Origin of the sequence: Clostridium sp. CM028 (genome assembly GCF_030585565.1) — a bacterium.
GTDB classification, from domain to species: Bacteria; Bacillota; Clostridia; order Clostridiales; family Clostridiaceae; genus Clostridium_AD; species Clostridium_AD estertheticum_B.
Genome location: NZ_CP077766.1, coordinates 2,965,105 through 2,986,897, shown reverse-complemented (window position 1 = coordinate 2,986,897; position 21,793 = coordinate 2,965,105). Strand labels below are relative to the sequence as shown.

At 31.6% G+C, this 21,793-nt stretch carries 17 protein-coding genes and 1 pseudogene; 3 read left to right on the top strand and 15 right to left on the bottom strand.

The features are described from left to right. Positions 1-15 precede the first annotated feature (15 nt). Complete coding sequence (locus KTC94_RS14055) at positions 16-1,866, bottom strand: ATP-binding protein (RefSeq protein ID WP_220320103.1); 1,851 nt, start codon at positions 1,864-1,866, stop codon at positions 16-18. Between the two features lie 320 nt (positions 1,867-2,186). Here KTC94_RS14055 and KTC94_RS14050 point away from each other — a divergent pair, with 320 nt between their 5' ends. Together KTC94_RS14050 and KTC94_RS14045 are read left to right on the top strand one after the other, a co-directional pair. Continuing rightward, positions 2,187-2,891, top strand: coding sequence for a DUF421 domain-containing protein (locus KTC94_RS14050; RefSeq protein ID WP_220320104.1), 705 nt, complete (start codon positions 2,187-2,189; stop codon positions 2,889-2,891). Between the two features lie 20 nt (positions 2,892-2,911). Continuing rightward, positions 2,912-3,277: a DUF4363 family protein gene (locus tag KTC94_RS14045; protein ID WP_220320105.1), complete on the top strand. Its 366-nt coding sequence runs from the start codon at positions 2,912-2,914 to the stop codon at positions 3,275-3,277. A 56-nt stretch (positions 3,278-3,333) separates the two neighbouring features. On the opposite strand, the gene KTC94_RS14040 is transcribed toward KTC94_RS14045, so the two are convergent. The 7 genes from KTC94_RS14040 to KTC94_RS14010 form a co-directional block, all read right to left on the bottom strand. Next, a complete protein-coding gene (locus KTC94_RS14040; RefSeq protein WP_220320146.1) occupies positions 3,334-5,496 on the bottom strand; it encodes a UvrD-helicase domain-containing protein in 2,163 nt (720 codons plus the stop codon). Between the two features lie 75 nt (positions 5,497-5,571). Next, entirely contained in the window at positions 5,572-6,660 is a 1,089-nt protein-coding gene (locus KTC94_RS14035; protein WP_220320106.1) for a dipeptide epimerase, read from the bottom strand. A gap of 236 nt (positions 6,661-6,896) precedes the next feature. Further along, positions 6,897-8,288: a dipeptidase PepV gene (pepV, locus tag KTC94_RS14030; protein ID WP_216302658.1), complete on the bottom strand. Its 1,392-nt coding sequence runs from the start codon at positions 8,286-8,288 to the stop codon at positions 6,897-6,899. Between the two features lie 135 nt (positions 8,289-8,423). After that, on the bottom strand, positions 8,424-8,777 hold the full coding sequence (locus KTC94_RS14025) for a PqqD family protein (protein WP_216302657.1): 354 nt from the start codon (positions 8,775-8,777) through the stop codon (positions 8,424-8,426). Positions 8,778-8,880: 103 nt separating this feature from the next. After that, positions 8,881-10,809: an OPT family oligopeptide transporter gene (locus tag KTC94_RS14020; protein ID WP_216302656.1), complete on the bottom strand. Its 1,929-nt coding sequence runs from the start codon at positions 10,807-10,809 to the stop codon at positions 8,881-8,883. A gap of 469 nt (positions 10,810-11,278) precedes the next feature. Continuing rightward, positions 11,279-11,794, bottom strand: coding sequence for a signal peptidase I (gene lepB, locus KTC94_RS14015; protein WP_216302655.1), 516 nt, complete (start codon positions 11,792-11,794; stop codon positions 11,279-11,281). Between the two features lie 199 nt (positions 11,795-11,993). Beyond that, complete coding sequence (locus KTC94_RS14010; protein WP_220320107.1) at positions 11,994-13,244, bottom strand: hypothetical protein; 1,251 nt, start codon at positions 13,242-13,244, stop codon at positions 11,994-11,996. Positions 13,245-13,558: 314 nt separating this feature from the next. Between KTC94_RS14010 and KTC94_RS14005 the strand changes: the two are divergent. Next, a pseudogene (locus KTC94_RS14005) lies at positions 13,559-14,122 on the top strand (cupin domain-containing protein); the annotation flags it as partial. Between the two features lie 455 nt (positions 14,123-14,577). Here the strand turns inward: KTC94_RS14005 and KTC94_RS14000 are convergent. From KTC94_RS14000 to pfkA, 7 genes are all read right to left on the bottom strand, one after another. Continuing rightward, positions 14,578-15,267, bottom strand: a complete 690-nt coding sequence (locus KTC94_RS14000) for a radical SAM protein (protein WP_220320108.1) — start codon at positions 15,265-15,267, stop codon at positions 14,578-14,580. 18 nt (positions 15,268-15,285) lie between these two features. Next, complete coding sequence (locus KTC94_RS13995) at positions 15,286-15,993, bottom strand: B3/4 domain-containing protein (RefSeq protein ID WP_216302651.1); 708 nt, start codon at positions 15,991-15,993, stop codon at positions 15,286-15,288. A gap of 72 nt (positions 15,994-16,065) precedes the next feature. Next, on the bottom strand, positions 16,066-16,470 hold the full coding sequence (locus tag KTC94_RS13990; protein WP_216302650.1) for a LysR family transcriptional regulator substrate-binding protein: 405 nt from the start codon (positions 16,468-16,470) through the stop codon (positions 16,066-16,068). 43 nt (positions 16,471-16,513) lie between these two features. After that, positions 16,514-17,905 (bottom strand): 23S rRNA (uracil(1939)-C(5))-methyltransferase RlmD, encoded by a 1,392-nt coding sequence (gene rlmD, locus KTC94_RS13985; protein WP_220320110.1) that lies wholly within the window; start codon positions 17,903-17,905, stop codon positions 16,514-16,516. A 156-nt stretch (positions 17,906-18,061) separates the two neighbouring features. Then, positions 18,062-18,421 carry a DUF1540 domain-containing protein gene (locus tag KTC94_RS13980; protein ID WP_216302648.1) on the bottom strand — a complete coding sequence of 120 codons (360 nt, stop codon included), beginning with the start codon at positions 18,419-18,421 and terminating at the stop codon, positions 18,062-18,064. A 283-nt stretch (positions 18,422-18,704) separates the two neighbouring features. Continuing rightward, positions 18,705-20,465 carry a pyruvate kinase gene (gene pyk / locus KTC94_RS13975; protein ID WP_216302647.1) on the bottom strand — a complete coding sequence of 587 codons (1,761 nt, stop codon included), beginning with the start codon at positions 20,463-20,465 and terminating at the stop codon, positions 18,705-18,707. 166 nt (positions 20,466-20,631) lie between these two features. Further along, positions 20,632-21,591: a 6-phosphofructokinase gene (pfkA, locus tag KTC94_RS13970; RefSeq protein ID WP_220320111.1), complete on the bottom strand. Its 960-nt coding sequence runs from the start codon at positions 21,589-21,591 to the stop codon at positions 20,632-20,634. Positions 21,592-21,793 lie beyond the last annotated feature (202 nt).

Genomic DNA, 21,793 nt, shown 5'->3' with positions numbered 1-21,793 from the left:
GTCGCTGAAATGTCGTTAAACATCTGAATATATATCAGAGAATTCTATATTAATTCTTTCTGTACTAGTTTTATACTGAAATTCATCATCTACATAATGCTTTGTTAATGTTTTTGTTGGAAGTTTAATTATAGCCTCACTTCCTATGTTAATCTCACTTTTTATTTCAATGCTTCCTTCATGCATTTTTACAAAAGATCTTACAAGGGACAATCCTATACCTGCCCCTTCACAAGGACGTTTTAATGTTTTATCTATTTGTGCAAATCTCTCAAATACAAATTTTAACTTGTCCTCTGGTATACCTATACCTGTATCCTTTACAGAAATGAGAATACTATCTTCCTTATCAGTCAATGCCACTAAAATTTTACCACCACAATCAGTATATTTAATGGAGTTAGATAGTACATTAAGCATAATCTTCTCTATTTTATCCGGATCAAAGGTCATTATCTTTTCTTCTACATCTGTATCAAAAGTAAGTTGAATTTGCTTACTTTCCACGTAGGACGCAGCAGATAAAGCTATATTTTCAATCACGCTTACGATGTTAACCTCTACCATGTTTGGTTTAAGTAACCCTGAATCTACTTTCGTAATGTCTAAAAAATTATTAATTAACCTCATAAGCCTGAAACAATTTTGTTTCATTACAACTAGATATTCATCTTTTTTCTCCCAAAATTCTTCTGTATTGTTATATATACTCAATACCTGAATAGCCGAATATATAACATTTAAGGGAGTCTTTAATTCATGAGAGATATTTGTAAATACCTCTGTAATCAATTTATTCAATTTAATAGTTTCATTTAATAATTGAAGATTTTTTTCTATGTCCAATTGCAGTTTTTCAACCTGCTTTTCAGGAGTAATATCACGTATTATACTTAATATCACGGGTTGTCCTGCATATGTAAAATAAGTAGAGGTATTTTGCACATTAGCAACTTTACCATCCTGCTTAAATATTTTTCCTTCAAAATTTACAAGTGTGCTTTGCTTATTGTATATTTCATCAAACTTCTCTTTAATATTTTCACTCTCATCTATATCCATAAAGTCTAAGATAAGTCTCCCAATTAATTCATCTTGGGTATTTAAGCCCACTAATTTTATAGCACTTTCATTCACAAAAATCACTTTATCATTTCTATGAACAAATATAGCTTCTCTTGAATTTTCAATTAGTAAGCTATGGCAATCTTCATTTTTCAATAATATTTTTTCTATATATATACGTTGATTATCCGTGTCCTTTAATTCATCATTAAGTGCTTGAAGTTGTAAATTTTTTCTGTATGAATTTTCTTTTTCAATTTCTACGTAATGACCTAATGGCCATGCAGTTAAAATAAATACTGCTGCCATAATTAAATCATTTTGAAAATATAAATTAACACTAGTATACGGTGCATAAATCAAATCTATAACTAGTATTATCCCTGATGAAATAACAGCCGTAGTAACACCATTTTTCATACCTAATTCTAATGTGGAAGTAACAATTATAAATAGGAACAATAATTTATATTGACTAGTACAATTATTCGATAAAATAATTGTAATTGAAAAAATCATAATAAAAACTAAGTTCTCAATAATTTGTATTAACTTTACATATTTACATTTAAATCTTCTTATAGAAAAAAATGACCATAACCAATAAATACATATACTACTTACTGATAGTAGTGCCGTTGGAATTATATTAATATACCCACTTGAGTTTTGAAGAATCTTATTATTTGATATAAGAAGTTCATTGTATATTACAATTCCACAAAATAATAAGGAAATTAATTTAACAATAGATATAATATCATTTATTTCTTTTTTTCTGCCTCCGTCAATATTACTCATGTTTTTTCACATCCAATTAAAGCATTTATATTTAACAGCAATATAAGGATCATCACTGATCCTTATAACCTTTTTAAGTTCTTATTTTCCCCTAAAGCATTTTGATTTTTCAGCTTTTACATTTTAATACATATATCGCCTAAATTCACTTTATTTCTAATATTATTATATCTTTCTCCAATCATTTTAGCATCAATTTTCATGTTTTAAATTATGTCAATTTTCTACATAGAATGCAAAATACCACAAACCTCCTCTAATCTAAATATAAATATAAATATAAAATATGGATATACTATCATTGAAAGGAGATGGTATTCATGAATGAAGGTCTAATAGTACTAGCGAGAGGAATCATCGGATTTTTCACCTTATTAATATTTACTCGTGTTCTTGGAAAGCAGCAGATTAGTCAACTAACTTTTTTTGATTATGTTGTAGGCATAACTATAGGCTCCACTGCCTCCACTCTAACTACAGATTTAACTAGTAGGGCATGGCCTCATTGGGTAGGCTTACTTACTTGGACTGTGTTATGTCTTGTTTTGCAATTAATAACTGTTAACTCAAAGACTGCTGAAAAATACCTAGATGGTGAACCTACCATTATTATTATAAACGGAAAAGTACTTGAGAAATCCATGAAAAAATTTCGTTACACCATAGGTGACCTTTTATCACAGTTAAGAGATAAAGGTGTTTTTGACTTAAGCGACGTAGCTTATGCAATACTCGAAAAAGATGGACAATTGTCTATCTTAAAAAAAACTCAATGTGATACTGTTACAGCAAATGATTTAAAAGTTAAAACTACCCCTGCTAGTATTGATTTTGAAATAATTTACGATGGATCTATTTTGCAAGATAACTTAGATAAAATTAATAGAAATGAAAAATGGCTAATGACTAAACTAAAAAAGAAAGGTATTAATGATGCTTCCGAAGTATTTTTAGCTATCTATAACGCAACAACCGGTTTACATATAGATCTTTATAAAGATGATATAGAAGAAAATAATAAATAGTAGATAAAGGGGCTTAAACTATGAAAAAATTTATATCATATGCTATACCAATAGTTACTTTAACAATTTTCGTACTAATAATGTTAGGAGGTAATTATTTAAAAAAGCCTCGCACTCCTTCAGAAGACGTAGTTTCTTTTGTTGAGCTATCTATAGAACATGCAAAATCTGAAAAGTGGGATATGCTTCAGCAAGATATCGTCAGTATTGATACTGCCTGGAAAAAAATCATACCTCGCATTCAATTTAGCGTTGAACGAGATGAACTATATAATATAAGTTTAAACATCGCCAGTCTTCGCGGTTCAATAGCCAGTGAGGATAAAGCTAGTACCTTGATTGAATTAAATCAAATTATTGAAAATTGGGATGAACTAACAAAATAATACCTAGTGACCTAGGTATTATTTTTGTTAGTTTATTATTTTTTTCTTTTTAAAATTTAGAATGAACTTTTCAAAACTACATGAAGTTCGTGTAATGCTCTAGTTGCCATTACATACCTAAGTTTATCCTCTTGCTTATATTCCCCCTGCAAACCTTCTGTTTTAAGTCCACAAGGCTCATCTAATATCATGATAACTGCATCAAACTCAAGTCCCTTAGCAAAATATGATGGAATCACAACAATTCCGCTATGATACACTGCGTTTTCTTTATTTATAATCTTAACATTAGCATCCTTGTTAATTAAATCAAAGATTTTTTCTGTTTCACTTATATCTTTACAGATAATCGCAATATTTTCATAAGTCTTACTTTTGAACTCAGAAATTTTTTGGTTCATAAAACTTTTAAGTTCATCCTTATCAGAAATTAATTTCTCTTTTACCACTTCACCATTACGTACTACGGGAACAATAGGATCTGCATGCAAATATTTATTAGCATACTCCATAATTTCCACTGTAGATCTATAGCTGGTACTTAGTCTAAACTCCTGAGTATTACACCCTGGAAGTATATTCTTTATATCATGCATAGGTAGCTTCCCGTCATATGGAATCAGTCTCTGATTGCTATCTCCAACTATCGTTAAAGAAGAACACTTTGTTAATTCCTTTATTACCATGAATTGAAGTTCATTATAATCCTGAGCTTCATCTATTACTACATGTTTTATTTCCTCAGAAATCTTGATCCCTTCTAGCTTAATTTTAAAATATAAGATACCACCTAAATCATTTTCTGTTAATGCTTTATATCCATTTATTTTGTTGTATAAATCAACACAGTTTCCATTTTCAATCCAAGTAAGGTTTCTTTTTACTGCTAATATCTCTTTAATTACTTCTCTAATTTTGAGTCTTCTATTAAAATCTAAATCATTTATTTTAAAATCCTTTTCTTCCTCAGGTAACTCTACCACACTTTTTTCATATTCTTTTTGTATAAATCTAACTTTTTCATCTCTAGCGTCTCTAATCTTAGAATAAATAATTCTTTTAATTTTCTTACTTCTTCTGAATAAAGGCATAGTTTTATAGTGATTATAAAACATTTCCATTATTTCTTTTTTAGATAATACTATCTCATTCATAAATAATAAATCTTCTATTTTAAAGTATTCGTTATCTAATTTTTCTACTGAGGCGTCAAGAAAGTTTTTATACTCTGTAGAATTTTTATACATAATATCTCTAGCAAATTCTTTTTCTCCACTAAGTACTTTTTCCATGTACTCTTTTAGACTCATTACTTCCATAGGACCTAAAATGTCAAAGGCAAAGTCTCTAAATGTTGTTTGCTTAACTCCCGATTCTCCAAGGCTTGGTAGCACTAAAGATATATATTCCATAAATACATTATTTGGCCCTAATATTAGAACCTTGTCTTGGAGTATTTTTCTATAATTATAAAGCAAATATGCTACCCTATGAAGAGCAATAGTAGTTTTTCCACTACCAGCAACGCCATCCACTACAATAGTTTTGGTTCTTGGTTGCCTTATTAAATCATCCTGTTCCTTTTGTATTGTCATTATTATATCTTTGAGCTTTTCTGACGCATTGCTACTAAGCACCATTTGAAGTATCTCATCTTTTACATCTAGCGCTGAGTCGAACATGCCTTTAAGCTTTTCTTTTTTAATAATAAATTGCCTCTTAGCTAAAATGTTTACTAGTATCTTTTCCTTAGGAGCATCATAAAAAGCTTCCCCTAAAGCCCCGGTGTAAAATAAAGATGCAACGGGGGCTCTCCAGTCTACTACTAAAGGTTCATAAGTATTTTCTGGAGTAACTCCAAACCTTCCTACATACATTTTATTAATACCGTAGTCTTCTTCAGAAAAATCAACTCTTCCAAAATAAGGAGAGCTCTTAAGCTCAGTTAACTCCATTACTCTTCTATCAATAGTTTTAAATGCTTCTTCCTTTACATATACCTCATGATCAAAATATTCTATTACCATATCTTCATCATCTCTATAATCTTCAATCACTTTTTTCCTATATTCTAAAATATATTTTGTGATTTCCATTCTCTTTTGAATATATTTTAGAATTTCTTCACTAATGATTTTAATAATGCCATTTAATTTTTCTTCTTCTATATTAAATTCTAATTGTTTCTTTAATTCAACTTCTATTAAACTAGCATCCATATCGTATTTATTATTATTCAAAACTACCACCCCATTTAACGATTATATTTTTTCGTACAATTCGCATTCGTATATTTAAAAAATTTCATTCCATCCAATTATATCTATAATCCCGAGACCTGGAGAATCATTAATAGTTATCGTATTCCCTGTAATACATGCACCACCAACTATTGAATCATGTTCAAATAGCAACATAGTATCTAGATCAGCTTTAATCATATTGGATTTTGACGCTGCAAAACTCGTTGCTGCTGTAATGCCTATTCTACTTTCTAGCATACATCCCATCATACATCTTATACCCATATTTTCTGCCATATTATACATCTTTATTGCATTATTTATACCACCGCATTTCATAAGCTTTATGCTTATGAGGTCTGCCGCTCTTTTTTCAATGATCTTAAAGGCATCTGATGGACCAAAAACTGCTTCATCTGCAAGAATTTTTGTTTCCACATTATCTGTTACATATTTTAGTCCATCTATATCCCAAGCATTAACTGGTTGCTCAACAAACTCAATATCTAACCCCATATCTTCGAACTTTCTAATAGTACTTACAGCTTCCTTTGGGCTCCACCCTTGGTTAGCATCTACTCTTATTTTTATTCCACGCCTTACCGCTTTTCTTACTGCTTTTACTCTCTCTATATCACGAGCCATATCATTTCCAATTTTCACTTTTAAATATGTATAACCATTTATTACAGCTTCTAATGATTTTGTCACCATTTTTTCCACTGTATCATTTGCTATTGTAATATCTGTAGTTAATGAAGTTTTATATCCACCCAAAAATTTGTAAAGTGGCACTCCATATTTTTTGCAAAGTAAATCATATATAGCAACATCAATAGCTGCCTTAGCACTATTATTTCCGTGCATAGAACCATGAATTACTTTCATAATTTCTTCAATATTATCAATATCTAAACCTATAATTTCAGGTTTAATATACTCTATTGCTCCAATAATTGAACTCTGGGTTTCCCCAGTTATTAAAGGTGTTGGGGCTGCACTACCATATCCTATTTCTCCTGTATCTGTAACCATTTTTATAACTATTTCATCAGAAAAATTAAGAAGTCTCTTCCCTACTTTATATGGTTGTCTCAAAGGAGTATTAATTTTACCTATCCTAATATCTTGTATTTTCATAATTATCCCCCACTAAAAGTTTAATATTTTAATAGTATTTAACTTACTTAACCTATTTATACAATAAGAAGTAAATTGTTAACAGTACAATATTTCATTATACCTCTATATCTACTTTAATTCTATTACTTTTATAAAATTCTTTACTAATTATTTTTATAAAATTTAACCCTAAAAAAACTAAGGTCTATATCTTATAAAATAAGATATAGACCTTAAGGTTATTCTATTTTTATTTACTTTGCAAGTTCATATAGTGCATGAGCATATATCTTAGCATTCGTAATTAAATTGTCTATTGTGATATATTCATTTTTTTTATGAATAGTATCTGGTTCCCCTGGGAACATTGGTCCAAAGGCTACAGTATTAGGCATTTCTTTAGCATAAGTGCCTCCACCTATGGATAGCAATTTAGCTTCTTTTCCAGTCTGCTCAGCATAAACCTTTTGAAGTGCCTTAATAATTGGACTATTTGGTGAAAAATATAATGGTTCTTGATGTTCAAACTTTTCTACCCTTATTCCAGTTCCATCAATTTTACTATTAAATGGAGTCATCATATCCTCTAATTTCTTTGTTACAGGATATCTTAAATTTAAAGTCATTGTAGCTGAATTTTCATTCATATCTACAACTCCAACATTAAATGATAACTTACCTGAATTCTCATCTTCAAGGCAAACACCAAAAGACTCTCCGTGTGTTTCCATACCTATGTTTTCATTTAAAAACCCTACAAATTCTGACGCATCATTCGATCCAAGGTCTAATGTTCCAACGAAAGCAAATAATTGCATTATAGCATTTTTACCAAGTTCCGGTAAACTTCCATGAGCTGCTTCGCCTATAGATTTAATTATTACCATATCTTTATTAACTACTGCAGAAAGCTTGTAATTATTATCTTTTATAAAAATCTCCAACGCTTTAACAATGCTTTGTGCGTTAGTAGCCACGATTCCTGCCTCACAATAATCAGGTACTATGTTAGATACTTGACCACCCTTAATATATTTTATAAAGTTTTCACCCTTATTCTTGATCTTAAAATCTTTTACAATGTTAAAAATAGTTATACCTTTTTCTCCATTGATTATTGGATACTCTGCATCTGGAGTAAATCCAGCAACTGGTGCTTTTTCTTTTTCTAAGTAATATTCAAGTTCCTTGCTTCCGGTTTCTTCATTAGTTCCAAATAGAACTCTAATTCTTTTAGATATAGGCAATTTCGCATCTTTAATAGCTTTTAATCCATAAAGTGTTGCCATTATTGGTCCTTTATCATCTGTAGTTCCACGTCCGTACATTTTTCCATCATGAATTTCTGCAGCATATGGTGGATGAATCCATCCTTCACCTTCAGGAACTACATCTAAGTGACCTAATGCTACAACATAATCTTCACCTTGTCCATATTCTGCATATCCAACATAACCATCTAAGTTAACTGTATGAAAGCCTAAATTCTTTGCAGTGTTTAAAGCACATTCTAGTGATTTAGCTACTCCATCGCCAAAAGGCATTCCTGGCTTAGCTTCACCTTCTACACTCTTAATTCTTATTATTTCTTGAGTAGACTTAACAATATCCTCTTTCATAACGTCAATTAATTTATTTAATTCCATATTCGTTCCCCCCCACTTATAGTCTACGTACGTAGCTTTATCTACATTCGTAGCTTTGTCTACATTCGTAGCTTTATCTACATTCGTAGCTTTATCTACATTCGTAGCTTAGTTAAGATATCATATTATTTATTATTATTTTTCAAAGGTAATCCATCCTTTTTGAGATAAATACCTTAGAAACATAATTAACCTATTAATAGCATTCTGCTCAGTATCATCAAATTTTTGAGCCAGAGCTAAAGCTATATCATAAACTGTTTTAGTGCCATCACAAAGTTGCCAAACCATAGAACCCATTTCATCGAGCTCTATATCATTAACTTTTGATTTTTTTATGAGCCATCTCACAAATTTTTCCACTGGCTTATTATGGTTAAAAAATAGTTTTACTTTTTTATCACTTACAGACCATTGTTCAATCTTTCTTAATGGCCTGTAAATCATAAAATTTTCTTGTGATTTTTCTTTGTTTTTTTTATTAAACATATATTTCTCCTACAAAGAAGTTAAGAGCCATAGTGGCTCTTAACTATATTTTTTCTTTATTTTTCTTTAAGTTAAATTTTGTTTACCATGTCTAATTTTAACATTAAACAGTAGTTTTGTCCACTTTTGTAGCAAACATGTAGATCCATAATCCTAATCCCAAGAACATTATTGCAGCGAATTCGGGGCTTGCGGATAAAGCTGGGAATAACTTCGCTCCAAATCCTATGTCAAGCTTCGCTGTTGCAACTCCTGCTACAACTATACCCATTAAAGCATCTCCTGCAACAAGTCCTGATGCAAGAAGTATACCTTTTTCCACTTGTACCTTTTGTTTTTCTTCGTCTTTCTTGAATTTCTTTTCAACTAATATTCTAATAATACCACCACAAAGAATAGCTGAGTTTAAATGTATTGGTAAATATATTCCAAGTGCAACTGGAAGTATTGGAATTCCTGCCATTTCACAGAATATCGCAATTGTAACTCCAACAAATACTAGAGCCCATGGAAGTTCACCAGTCATTACACCTTTGATAACCATTGACATTAATGTTGCTTGAGGTGCAGCAACGTCCTTACTACCTATACCGTATGTGCTATTAAGCATTAATAATACTCCGCCAGCAACTGCTGCTGCTGCAACTATTCCTAAATACATACCAATCTGAACACTCTTTGGTGTTCCACCAATAACGTAAGTTGTTTTTAAGCTTTGTGCAGTACCACCAGAAACACAGATAGCAACACAAACTATACCACCTACAATAACAGCTGCAATCATTCCTTTATCACCAACGTTACCTGTAAGCTTTAATATTGATGTTACAAATAACAATGTAGCTATAGTCATTCCTGAAGCTGGATTATTTGAACATCCAATTAAACCAACCATTCTAGCTGATACAACTGCAAAGAAGAATGAGAATACAACTGCAAGTATTCCACCAACTATACCCACATTAATTATTGGTAACAACCATGAAAGTAAGAATACTAATACTGCTGCGCCTACAACCCAAGTTATTGGTGCCTCAATATCTGATCTTTTTTGGGTATTTGCCCCACCTGCTCCAATACCAGACATAGCTGATTTAAAAGATTTGATGATTGTTGGAGCTGATTTTCCAAGACTTATAAATCCACCTGCTGCAACCGCACCAGCGCCTATATATCTTATATAATTTTTCCAAATATCCCATGCTCCCATTTCACTAATAAGTTTTACTGATGGGAATAATGGTGCTTGCAAACCATGCCCAACATACATTATTAATGGCATAAGTCCAAACCATGCTATTAAAGAACCTCCAAACATATAAAGTGATGCTTGGACTCCAACTATATAACCGACACCCATAAGAGATGCTAACGTATCAACACCAAATAATGTTGATTGCACTGGTTTGATAGTCCATTCAGCTTCTTCGACCCAGAATTTAAATCCACCAGAGAATAATTTGAAAACTGCTCCTCCTATAAGTCCTGTCAATACTGCCTTAAATCCTGAACCCCCTTCACTACCAGTTACAAGAACTTCAGCAGCTGCCATACTTTCTGGATATATAAGGGTACCATGTTCTTCTACTATTAAGAAGCGTCGTAGAGGTGTAACAAATAGCACTCCTAAAAGTCCTCCAAGTAATGTTACAACAATTATAGTAGAGAGTTTTAATTCCATACCCCAAAGTATAATTGCTGGAAGTATAAATATAATTCCACCTGCTAATGATTCTCCCATAGCAGCAATTGAAGATACCATATTAGCCTCTAATATGTTATTTCTTTTAAATAAACCTTTAAGTATTCCTGTAGCCAAAATTGCTCCTGGAATACCTGCTGAAATTGTCATACCTACTTTAAGTCCTAAATAAGTGTTTGCAGCCGCAAATATCATTGCAAATACCATACCCATTATTATGGATATTGCCGTAAGTTCTGGCATTGCCTGACTCGCTGGTATAAACGGTAAGTAATCCTCACCTTTAATACCACCGTAAGCTGTATGAGACAGTTTTTTTGATTCCGCCATGATATATCCCCCTCTTGATTATATATGTTAATCATCTATTAATATAATTCATAATACCATATGTTGTAATAATAACTAATATGAAAATTTATCGTATTTAACCAAATTTTCTCATTTTAATAATTTTTCAGTTAAATCCCTACAAAATGCTCGTTTTAGCTTAATATATCACTATAATTTTATTCTTAATATGGCTTTTGAAACCGTACAATTTTTTTTATTCATTTTCAAATATTTAGTTAATGTTGATTTAAATTACATCTTAAAGTACAAAAGAATATTGGTGTTTTTTCATCAAATAAATTGCCAGTAAATGTAAAGCTTTACCATGGTTTTTTTATTGCAAAACCTTTTAGCTAGAGGGATACTAAATTCAATTATTAGACTATAATATAAATTCCTAACTAATTAATTTTCAAAAAATGAAAATAGCAGATATATAAACTTGCATTTATATCCTGCTATTTTATTATTTTAATTTTCCAAATCTACTAAACGGACTAATTATAATTCCTGCCTTACCCATTATATCTTTTTTAGGTATAAAAGGTTTATCCCAATATCTTGCATCTAGAGAATCTACTCTATTATCACCCATAAAGAAGTAACTATCTGCTGGCACTTTATATTTCCCTGTTTTACCACCTGGATATACAACATAACTTTCATTTATTTTTTTATTATTTATATATACAGATCCATCTTCTTTAACTTCTACTATATCATTTGGAAGTCCAATAAGCCTCTTTATTAAATCTTCACCCAATTCATCAGAATGAAATACTACTATATCTCCATGTTTAAGGTTATTTTTGTTATGAACTATTGTTACTAAAATCTTATCATTCAGATGTATTGTTGGTAGCATAGATCCAGTCGGAACAGTTACATTAAAGAAAACAACCTTGCGTATTACAAATGCTATTATAACGGCCACTACTATAGGTACTATCCAATCTTGAAATATTTTTTTAATAAAGTCCATAATTATCTCCTCCGAAATCTAACACATTAATATCTTATCACAATATTTACAATATATCAGTAATTAAAATTTATTTTCTTGTTAAATCATCTATTGCGGAGCTGCAATATAATTTGGTATATAAAGGTGAAAAGAGAAGCCGACCTATTAAAAGTCACTTCTCCAAATTTGACGGAAATATATAAAATTACTGTATGTACTATTCCATGCGATGCGCAAAATGTTCCATGATTTTTGCCCAAATACGTTGTGTTTCGATGAATTCAGCATAATGTTTTTCCACATTTCTATTGTATTTCTCGAGTTCTGCCAAGACATTAATAAACTCAGGCTTTCCAAAATAAGCACTGATTTTAGGCAATGTTACTCTCAGCTGCTCTTTTATCTCTCTAATCTTATCCGTGTAGTGATCTGGCTGAGTTATATAGAGCAGTAATGGCTTATAACGAATCCAACCTATACATGCATTATAAAAGCGAGTTTTAACCTTGTCCGTATCAGCTTTGATAAACTTCAATCGAATTGGGAGAACGCCTTCTAAAAGGTGATTATATGTAGAAAATCCGTCATGGAATGTGTAACATGGCACCCTCAAAACTTTTCTCTCACTTAGACATGTGCTTAAAAACGTATCCTCCCCTCTAGCTCCTGGTGGATTGTAAAAAGGGAAAATACGCTTAGGCTCAGTTAGGTTAATACACAGATTAGCACCTGAGATGAATTTAGAATGATTTATTTCTTCTACCTCTCTGGCCTCATGGCTAGTCAATGTCTTTGTATCTGCATATGTTATCCCACCATTTTTCATAACAGATTTTAATTTATCCCACTTAATAATATCATTACTAATAGCCTCAATAAAAGACCTAAAATCACCTTCGGTCATAGTGTCATTGAATTCCATATATGGAATTGGAGATATATAACCACAGTGATGTCCGTGAGTGATGTCTGCTTCAGTGATATTATTAAGATGTTCTGCCAAAACAAACTGACCTCCCCAAATTGCAGTATCAAGCGTATTAGTTACTGCCATTGGGTATTCGTCATCATCCAAAAAAACAAGATAATCCATTTTGTTTTTTATAGCATTATATAGCACAGCATTACGCTTGGCTGCATAGCCTTTGCCAAAAATTTTTTGAGTCTCCTCAAAACTAATAACGTTTTCTCTAATTAAATAATCAATTTCTTCTTTTATAGCAACGCTTCCAATAAATTTACTACTATCAATTTGCTTTACCAAATCGGGATGTACATTTGTGTAATCAGTTATTTCAGTTTTATTATAATGAAGATCATAGGCAACAAAAAGGTTTAAACTTAACCTTTTATCTGCTACCAAACCAGATTCCTTCCAATTGCTTATGTTAGTTCTCAGCACCTTTTGAAAACTCTTTCTTCCCGTCGCAAAACCTATTCCGACTTTAATCTCTTTGACGTTCGGCATTTAATCACTCCCTTTTATGAAAACCTTATGGTAAAGTCTTTCTCTATTGTATATTATACCATAACTAACCCATAAAATCACAAATAGCATTTCAGACTAAATACTACATTTTTCTTTGTCCAAATTATATTTTAATTAGACATTATTTATTATATATTGCTTTTTTTCTTGCAAAAATAAAGGGAGTCGTGAAATTCATGGATTTTCAATTTAAGTGTTATGACCTCAGGGACTTCGGCTTCCTGTTAATCGAAGCATATTTTCTAAACAGAGGTCATATAATGATTTTGTAATACTATGAAAGGATTAGCAATATGTATAATGTTTATGACCCATATCCTTATGGTGTTAATACACCTATGTATAACCCATACAATATGTATAATCTTTATAGAACCTATCAATGTCCTTATTACATTAACCCATCAATGCATACCTCAACTGATGAAATAGAGTATGATTCAATTCAGTTAAAGGATTATGGACCAGAACCGTTTGTAGTTAATATTAATGAGGCTACTAAGCAAAACAATACTTATCGTACCGCTTTATGGACAGGAAGCCATTTGCAACTTACCTTGATGAGCATCAAGGTTGGGGAAGATATAGGTTTAGAGGTTCATCCAGATCTTGATCAATTTATACGTGTTGAAGAAGGGCAAGGGCTTGTTAAAATGGGTGATAGTAAATATAACTTGGATTTTCAAAAAAACGTCTATGATGATTTTGCATTCATCATACCTGCTGGTAAATGGCACAATTTAATCAATACAGGTGACATACCACTTAAATTGTACTCTATTTATGCACCACCTCAACATCCACATGGTACAGTTCATGAAACTAAAGCAGATGCAGAAGCTGCTGAAGAGAACCACGACCACTTATATCAAAAGGGACAAAGAGCTCTTAGGCAAAACAAGGAATTTACCTTAAGTGAACTTGCTCAGTATGATGGTACTATGGGAAACCCTGCTTATGTAGCAGTTAACGGAATTGTATATGATTTAAGCGCTAATTCAAAATGAAGCGGTGCTACACACTATGGCTTAACTGCTGGTAAAGATTTAAGCTCTCAGTTTGAAAGCTGCCATGGAGTATCAAGCAAACTAGCTAAGCTTCCTAAGGTTGGTGTGCTTAAAGTATAAGCAAAAAAACTATAAAATAAAATGAGATAACTTAAATACTAAGCTATCTCATTTTATTTTTATACTCTAGTAATAGTAACCTCTTGCTATTTTTGTCTCTCTTGATAAACCAAATGCGGTCTTCCGGGCTATTGTTCGCATTTTGATTTTAATTCGTTAAATAAGAATATTATATATTAACAAAACTAAACATTTAGTATTTCATTTGAAATTTCTTCAAATCTTTCATCAGTTATACCAAGTTTTTTCTTAAATATTTCATCTTCCATTCTTACAGTAATTATCTTGTTAGGAGATATCTCCTTAATAATATTTTTTATCTTCTGAATTGATTCTTCATCATCGGTATAGCCCTTTAGAATAGTTACTTCTAATATAAATTTGCCTTTATATTGCTCTCTAAAAGCTTTCATATTTGAAATATGATTCTCAAAAGTATACCCTCCAATTGGCCGCTGGATTTTTTGAAAATCTTCATTTGAAATAACCTTTATTTCGCCAATAACTTCCTCACACATGTTAGCAATCTCTTTAAATTCTAGCCAATTTAGAATATAACCGTTTGATAGCAGCTTAACTTGCAACCCTTTACCTTTAATAATATTAATCACATCAATAATTTTTTCATTCACTAAAGCTTCACCTTTTGAGTTAATAAAGATTACTTCTGCTTTTGTACTTTCTATCATACCTTCTAGTACAATCAATGAACTATCTGTTTTATCAAATGATTTTTGGGTATCTACTTTATTTGGCGACCTTCCAATAGGACAAAATATGCAGTCAAAATTACAATGCTTTTCAGGCAGTATATTTACTTCCAGTACCCTTTTACCATCTTCAATATAAATCTCTTTATAACTAAACCCACCCATTGCTATATCCTCCTAAAATTACTCTATTACTACTTCCTTATTATTGATATCTAAAATTGAAATTTTGCTTGTTCCACCTAAATTGTCTTGTACTGCTTTTGCTAGTTCTTTTAATGCGTCCTGAAATTCTATTAATCTACTTTCATCAGTTAATTCAATACATAAAAAAGCATTAGTTGTATTTTCAGTAAGCATTGTTCTTACTGCTTCACGCCAATTCCAGCACCTGCAAATTGCTCCCTCATTATCTTTATATATTATCTCACCTTCATATGGTGGTTCACTTTTATCCGTTCCTAATGTAATAAAATTTTCATTTCCAACTGCCTTAGTCAATCTTATATCAGAAGCAAATGTATCGATATCCTCACCACCGCAGGGCAATGCATATCTTAATGAAATACAGTTGTAAATATCAACTAGTGGATTAATAGTCCCTAAATGATTTCCATTATTCACTCTCTTTAGTAACGCTTCTATTGATGCCCTTGCACCCTTCTTTGTTTTAAACTTTTGAAATGCCTCTCTCCATACTTTTATAACTTCGTTACTGCTAAATTCTGCATTCTGCAAATATTTTAAGGCTTCCTTTTCTGAATTTAAAATCATTTCCTTATATGTTTCTTTATCTTTTATAGTGTTATCTATTCCATAACAAACAACAACTCCGATCCGTGCACTGGGAAATAGGCTCCAAAAATCATCTTCAATGACAAACTTTTTCATTAAAATTCCTCCTTCATATTAAAATGTGATAGCTACATATTTTACCCTTATCACTTTTCTTTAGCTAATAGTCTACTTATTTTTTGCTATTTCTAAACTATATACGATACCACTCTCAACAATTGCGATAATGGATTGATCATCATCTATAAAAAATTGCGGGCGGATGGATAAATTGTATTTTTTAATAAAAGAAATGGTGTCTACATTATAACCTTCTCGTTGCAAAATAAAGGGCTGATCCCTGATATCTTCAATGGTAACATATTTAGAATGAACAGGTTTGAAATTTTTCGGTGTAATGCATAAAAGTCTATCGATATACAGCGGCGTTTCTACCAAATCTTCCTTAACAGGCAAAGTAGAAAGGCCAATACCTACAACACCCGTTTTTGCCCAGAAAAGAACATCTTCATAATCACCTTGCATAATATTGATATCAATATTGGGACTCTCGTCTGAGGGAACATAAAACACACTATATTAAATTACTCAAATCCTCTAACCCTTTGCTACCAGCCTATTTTCTCTCTATCCTCGCAACGCACTCTACATGAGCCGTCTGTGGGAACATATCCACAGGTTGAATTTCTAAAGTTTTATATCCAAGTTCATCTAAAATCCCAAGATCTCGAGCTAAAGTGCCTGGATCACAAGAGACATATACTATAGTTTTAGGCTTCATGCTACTAATTGCTTCTAAAAGAGTTTTGTCACAACCCTTTCTTGGCGGGTCAACTACCACAACATCAGCTTTTACTCCCTGATGAAGAAGCTCTGGAATAATTTTTTCTGCCTCGCCTACTATAAATTCTGTATTAGATATATTATTTTCTTTTGCATTTATTTTAGCATTTTCAATGGCCTCGGGTATTATCTCTACTCCATATACTTTTTTAGCCTTCTGAGATAAAAATAAGGATATAGTGCCTGTACCACAATAAGCATCAAGCACCACTTCTCCACCACTTAAATTTGCATACTCTAGTGCTTTACTGTACAGCACTTTTGTTTGTATTGAATTAACTTGAAAAAAGGATAGTGGAGAAACTTCAAATTTAAATTCCCCTATGTAATCTGTTATAGTATCTTTTCCCCATAGAGTTACGCATTTCGCTCCTAATATTACATTTGTTTTTTCACTATTAATATTTTGGATTACACTCACTAATCCTTTGATTTTTTTAGTCATTAAGGATATAAATTCTTCTTTGTAAAGAAGTGTTTTACCATTAGTAACTAATACCACCATTACTTCTCCAGTCTCAATCCCTTTTCTAATCATAATATGTCGAAGATTGCCTTGGTGATTTTCCTCATTATAACACTCGATATTAAACTCTTTTATCCATTGTCTTGTTAGCTTTACCACAAGATCTGCAACTGTATCTTGAATATGGCAATTTTCCATATTTATTATGTCATGACTTCTTTGCGCATAAAACCCAATATTCACTATAGAATTTATATTGCTAACAGGTAGTTGAACCTTATTTCTATAATTATAAGGACGCTCCATGCCTATTGTAGAATGTACTATGACCTCTTCTAATTTCCCTATCCTATTTATAACCTGTACTACTCTATTAGTTTTAAAATCCAATTGAGCCTTATAGTCTATATGTTGCACGTTACAACCGCCACAGTTCTTGTATATACTGCAAACTGGATCTATTCTACTTGCTGATTCCTCAATTATCTCTAATAGTTTACCAAAAGCAAAGTTTTTAGAAACCTTAACAATTTTTATTTTTACCACTTCACCTATAATTGCACCAGCTACAAAAACGGTAAAATTATCTATTTTGCCTACACCTTCGCCCTCATATCCCATATTATCTATTGTCATTATATAATCTTCATTTTTTTTAACAGGAATAATATAATCATCAAACTTTCTCTTACTTTTCATTGTTTTTCCTCCCTAATTCTACCTTTATCCTCTTTACTAAAGCACATGAAAATAAATAGCAAGCAAGCTATGCTCGTATATTTACTCCCATGTGCTTATTAATTTTGATTTTATAATACCTAAAAAATGCCTACATCACAATTAAAAAAAATTCTATTATTCTTTAAAAGTCTCACATTGTGTTTTTTCAGTAGTTAAAGCACCTGTACCATTAACCATAATATTATCTGCAGCACATAAATTTTCTCTATTGTGTATACAATTTTTAGCAATGCATCTAATATTCGGACTCATCTCTATAGAGTCACTATTAAATACTTGTTTAAATTCACCAACTACATTCATATTAAGTACATTAGTTAATGAATTCTTTAATCCTTTTTCAGCAAATGTTTCACACTTCGTTGCCTCACTACTATGAGCATTTGACCCCGAGACATTGATAGTACTAGCTGAGCAAATTCCTGACATATTATTGACGCAATTTGTTGCGCTGCAACTTAGAGTTCCGCTCATGTTTATCACTCCCACTACTTATTTCTTATTATAATCTGTAGCTTTAGCTTTTATTATACTATAAAAATGAAAAATAAGTATAATAATTATTATTTTGCGAAAGCTGTTTCTTATATAATAAAAAAAAGCACCATGTAGGTGCTAAAAAAAAAATCAGTTGCCATGTTGTTTTGTTTACACTTATAACTATATCCATATTTGTTTTCAATATACATGTCTATTGAAATTTTAAAAAAAGATTGCCAGTTAACTGACAATCTCTTGAGCTATAAACTCATTTTTTTTAGTTTTTTACATTAGCCCTACCACTATACACAATGCCTCTAGCTGCATCCATTGTTATAAATGAACCAGTTTTAATAACTTCTTCTGCTCCTATTGCACTATATATTATTGGAATTTCTCTTGATGTACATTCAATAACAACACTTGAACTTAATTCATCTTCTTCTACAATAATTCCTGAAACTCTATCTAATATGTCAATATATTCTCTATTTAATGTTTTCATTACTAAAATGTCTCCATCTCTCATAGTGTCTTTAGCTTCTTTTGCACTTTTTACATAATAAGCTGTACCACAAGCTGAAGCACTTATATTTCCCTTACCTTGAAGTAATATATCACCAACAATATGAACTTTCATCATATTTGTACTACCTACATAATTTGCTGGAATTCCAGCAGCAATAACTACTAAATCTCCCTTTTCTACATAGCCTTCTTTTAAAGCAATATTTACAGATTTATCTATAAGTTCATCTGTAGATTCTACCTTCTCTTCACATATTGCAACTACACCCCAGTTTAATGCAAGACTTCTAGCTATCTTTTCATAAGGAGTAACAGCTATAACAGGGCATTCTGGTCTGTAAGCTGAAACTTTTTTAGCTGTACTACCACTTTGAGTTGCAGTAATAATAGCTGAAGCCTTAAGTTCCATAGCTGTATTGCAAGTAGCTAAACTAATGGCATTTGGTACATTAGGAATGTGATATTTGCCCTTATTCTTTAAATTCTCTTCATAATTAAGAGCATTTTCAGCAGCTTTTGCTATTTTAGACATTATAGTTACTGCCTCTACAGGGTATTTACCATTAGCAGTTTCACCACTGAGCATTATAGCATCTGTACCATCGAATATTGCATTTGCAACATCTGATGACTCGGCTCTAGTTGGTCTTGGATTTCTCATCATAGAATCTAACATTTGAGTAGCTGTTATAACTGCCTTTCCAGCAGCATTACACTTTTGGATAATCATTTTTTGAACTATTGGAACTTCTTCAGTAGGGATTTCAACTCCTAAATCTCCTCTTGCAACCATAATACCATCAGAGAATTTAATAATATCATCAATATTATTAACCCCTTCTCTATTTTCGATCTTAGAGAAAATTTGTATATCTCCGCCACCATTTTCGTTAAGTACACATCTTATATCAAGTACATCTGATGCTTTTCTTATAAAAGATGCTGCAACAAAATCAACACCTTGCTCAGCTCCAAATTTTAAATCACTGATATCTTGCTCTGTAAGTGCAGGTAAGTTTATTGAAACACCAGGCACATTAACTCCTTTATGGTTACCTATCATACCAGTATTTGCAACCTTGCAATGTATTCTTTTACCTTTTACTTGTTCTACAATAAGTCCCACTAAACCATCATCTATTAGTATAGTATCATTCGGTTTAACATCTTCATATAATTTATTGTATGTTACTGAACAAATAGTTTCATCTCCAACAACTTCTTCACCACAAACAACAGTAAATTTTGCGCCTTCCTTTAATTCAACTTTACCAGCTGCAAAATTTCCTGTTCTGATTTCTGGTCCCTTAGTGTCTAGTATTATAGCAATATGTTTATTAAGCTCTGATCGTAGCTCTTTTACTAAGTCCATTCTTATCTTATGTTCTGCATGATCTCCGTGAGAAAAATTATGCCTTGAAGCATCCATTCCCGCATCAATTAAGCTTTTTATAGTTTCACTATTGTCACTTGCTGGCCCTACTGTACAGATAATTTTAGTTTTTTTCATAAATTACTCCTCTTATTGTTAGTTTTTTTTATTTAATACATTATTACGTTGTCTTATATTTAAATCCCTTAGCAGATGCGCAACTCTGAAAGAGATGATTAACAGCTCTAAAAGAGATGCTTAACAGCTCTGAAAGAGATGCTTAACAGCTCTGAAAAAGAGATTATTAGTAAGAAAGAATTTTTGAAATATGATAAAGTCTTTCATTAAATTTTCTTGGTATTTCTAATGCTTCATTGATGTCTTCATCCATTATTTTGCCATCTTTCATACCAATTACTCTTCCTGATTTACCTTCTATAAGAACTTCTACAGCTGCTACTCCCATTCTTGAAGCAAGCATTCTATCAAAGGCACTTGGGCTTCCACCTCTTTGAATATGGCCGAGTATTGTAGCTCTTGATTCAATTCCTGTTGTTTCTTCTACTTGCTTTGCAAGTTCATTTGCTCCGCCTACACCTTCAGCAAGAATTATCAGATTGTGCATTTTGCCTCTTAGTTTACCTTCAAATATAGTTTTGCATAAACCATCTATTTCATACCCTTTTTCAGGAATAATAACTTCTTCAGCCCCTCCGCCAATACCAGCGCATAAGGCTATATCTCCACAATTTCTTCCCATTACTTCAACTACACTAACTCTTTCATGAGAACTTGATGTATCTCTTATTTTATTTATAGCATCCAGTACTGTATTTAGTGCTGTATCAAATCCTATAGAATATTCACTATAAGGCAGATCATTATCAATAGTTCCAGGTATACCAACCGTTGCAATACCTAAATCTGATAAAAGTTGTGCTCCTTTGAAAGAACCATCTCCTCCAATTACTACTAATCCATCAATTCCAAATACCCTTAATACATTAACTGCCTTTGCTCTTCCAGCTTCTGTTTTAAATTCTTCACAACGGGCAGTTCTAAGAATAGTTCCACCTCTATGTATTATATCCGAAACAGAATGTCTATCCATATCAAAAATTTCACCGTTTATAAGGCCACTATATCCTCTTTTTACGCCCATAACTCTTATGCCTTTAAATATGCCCATTCTAACTACTGCTCTAATGGCTGCATTCATTCCCGGTGCGTCGCCTCCACTTGTTAATACCGCAATTGTTTTCATAAAAATAACCTCCTTGTTGTTCTCTGTCTAAGATATCAACTATTGATTGTTACCTTATTGTACCAGCGGGGCAAGTATAGTCCCACTGTAATTATAATATATTTATGTTTCCAAACAAAACATTACTACTAATTTTAAAATACCTTTATAGTCTAATATTATACAAATTTCTCGAAATATTCAACATTTTATATGAAAAAAA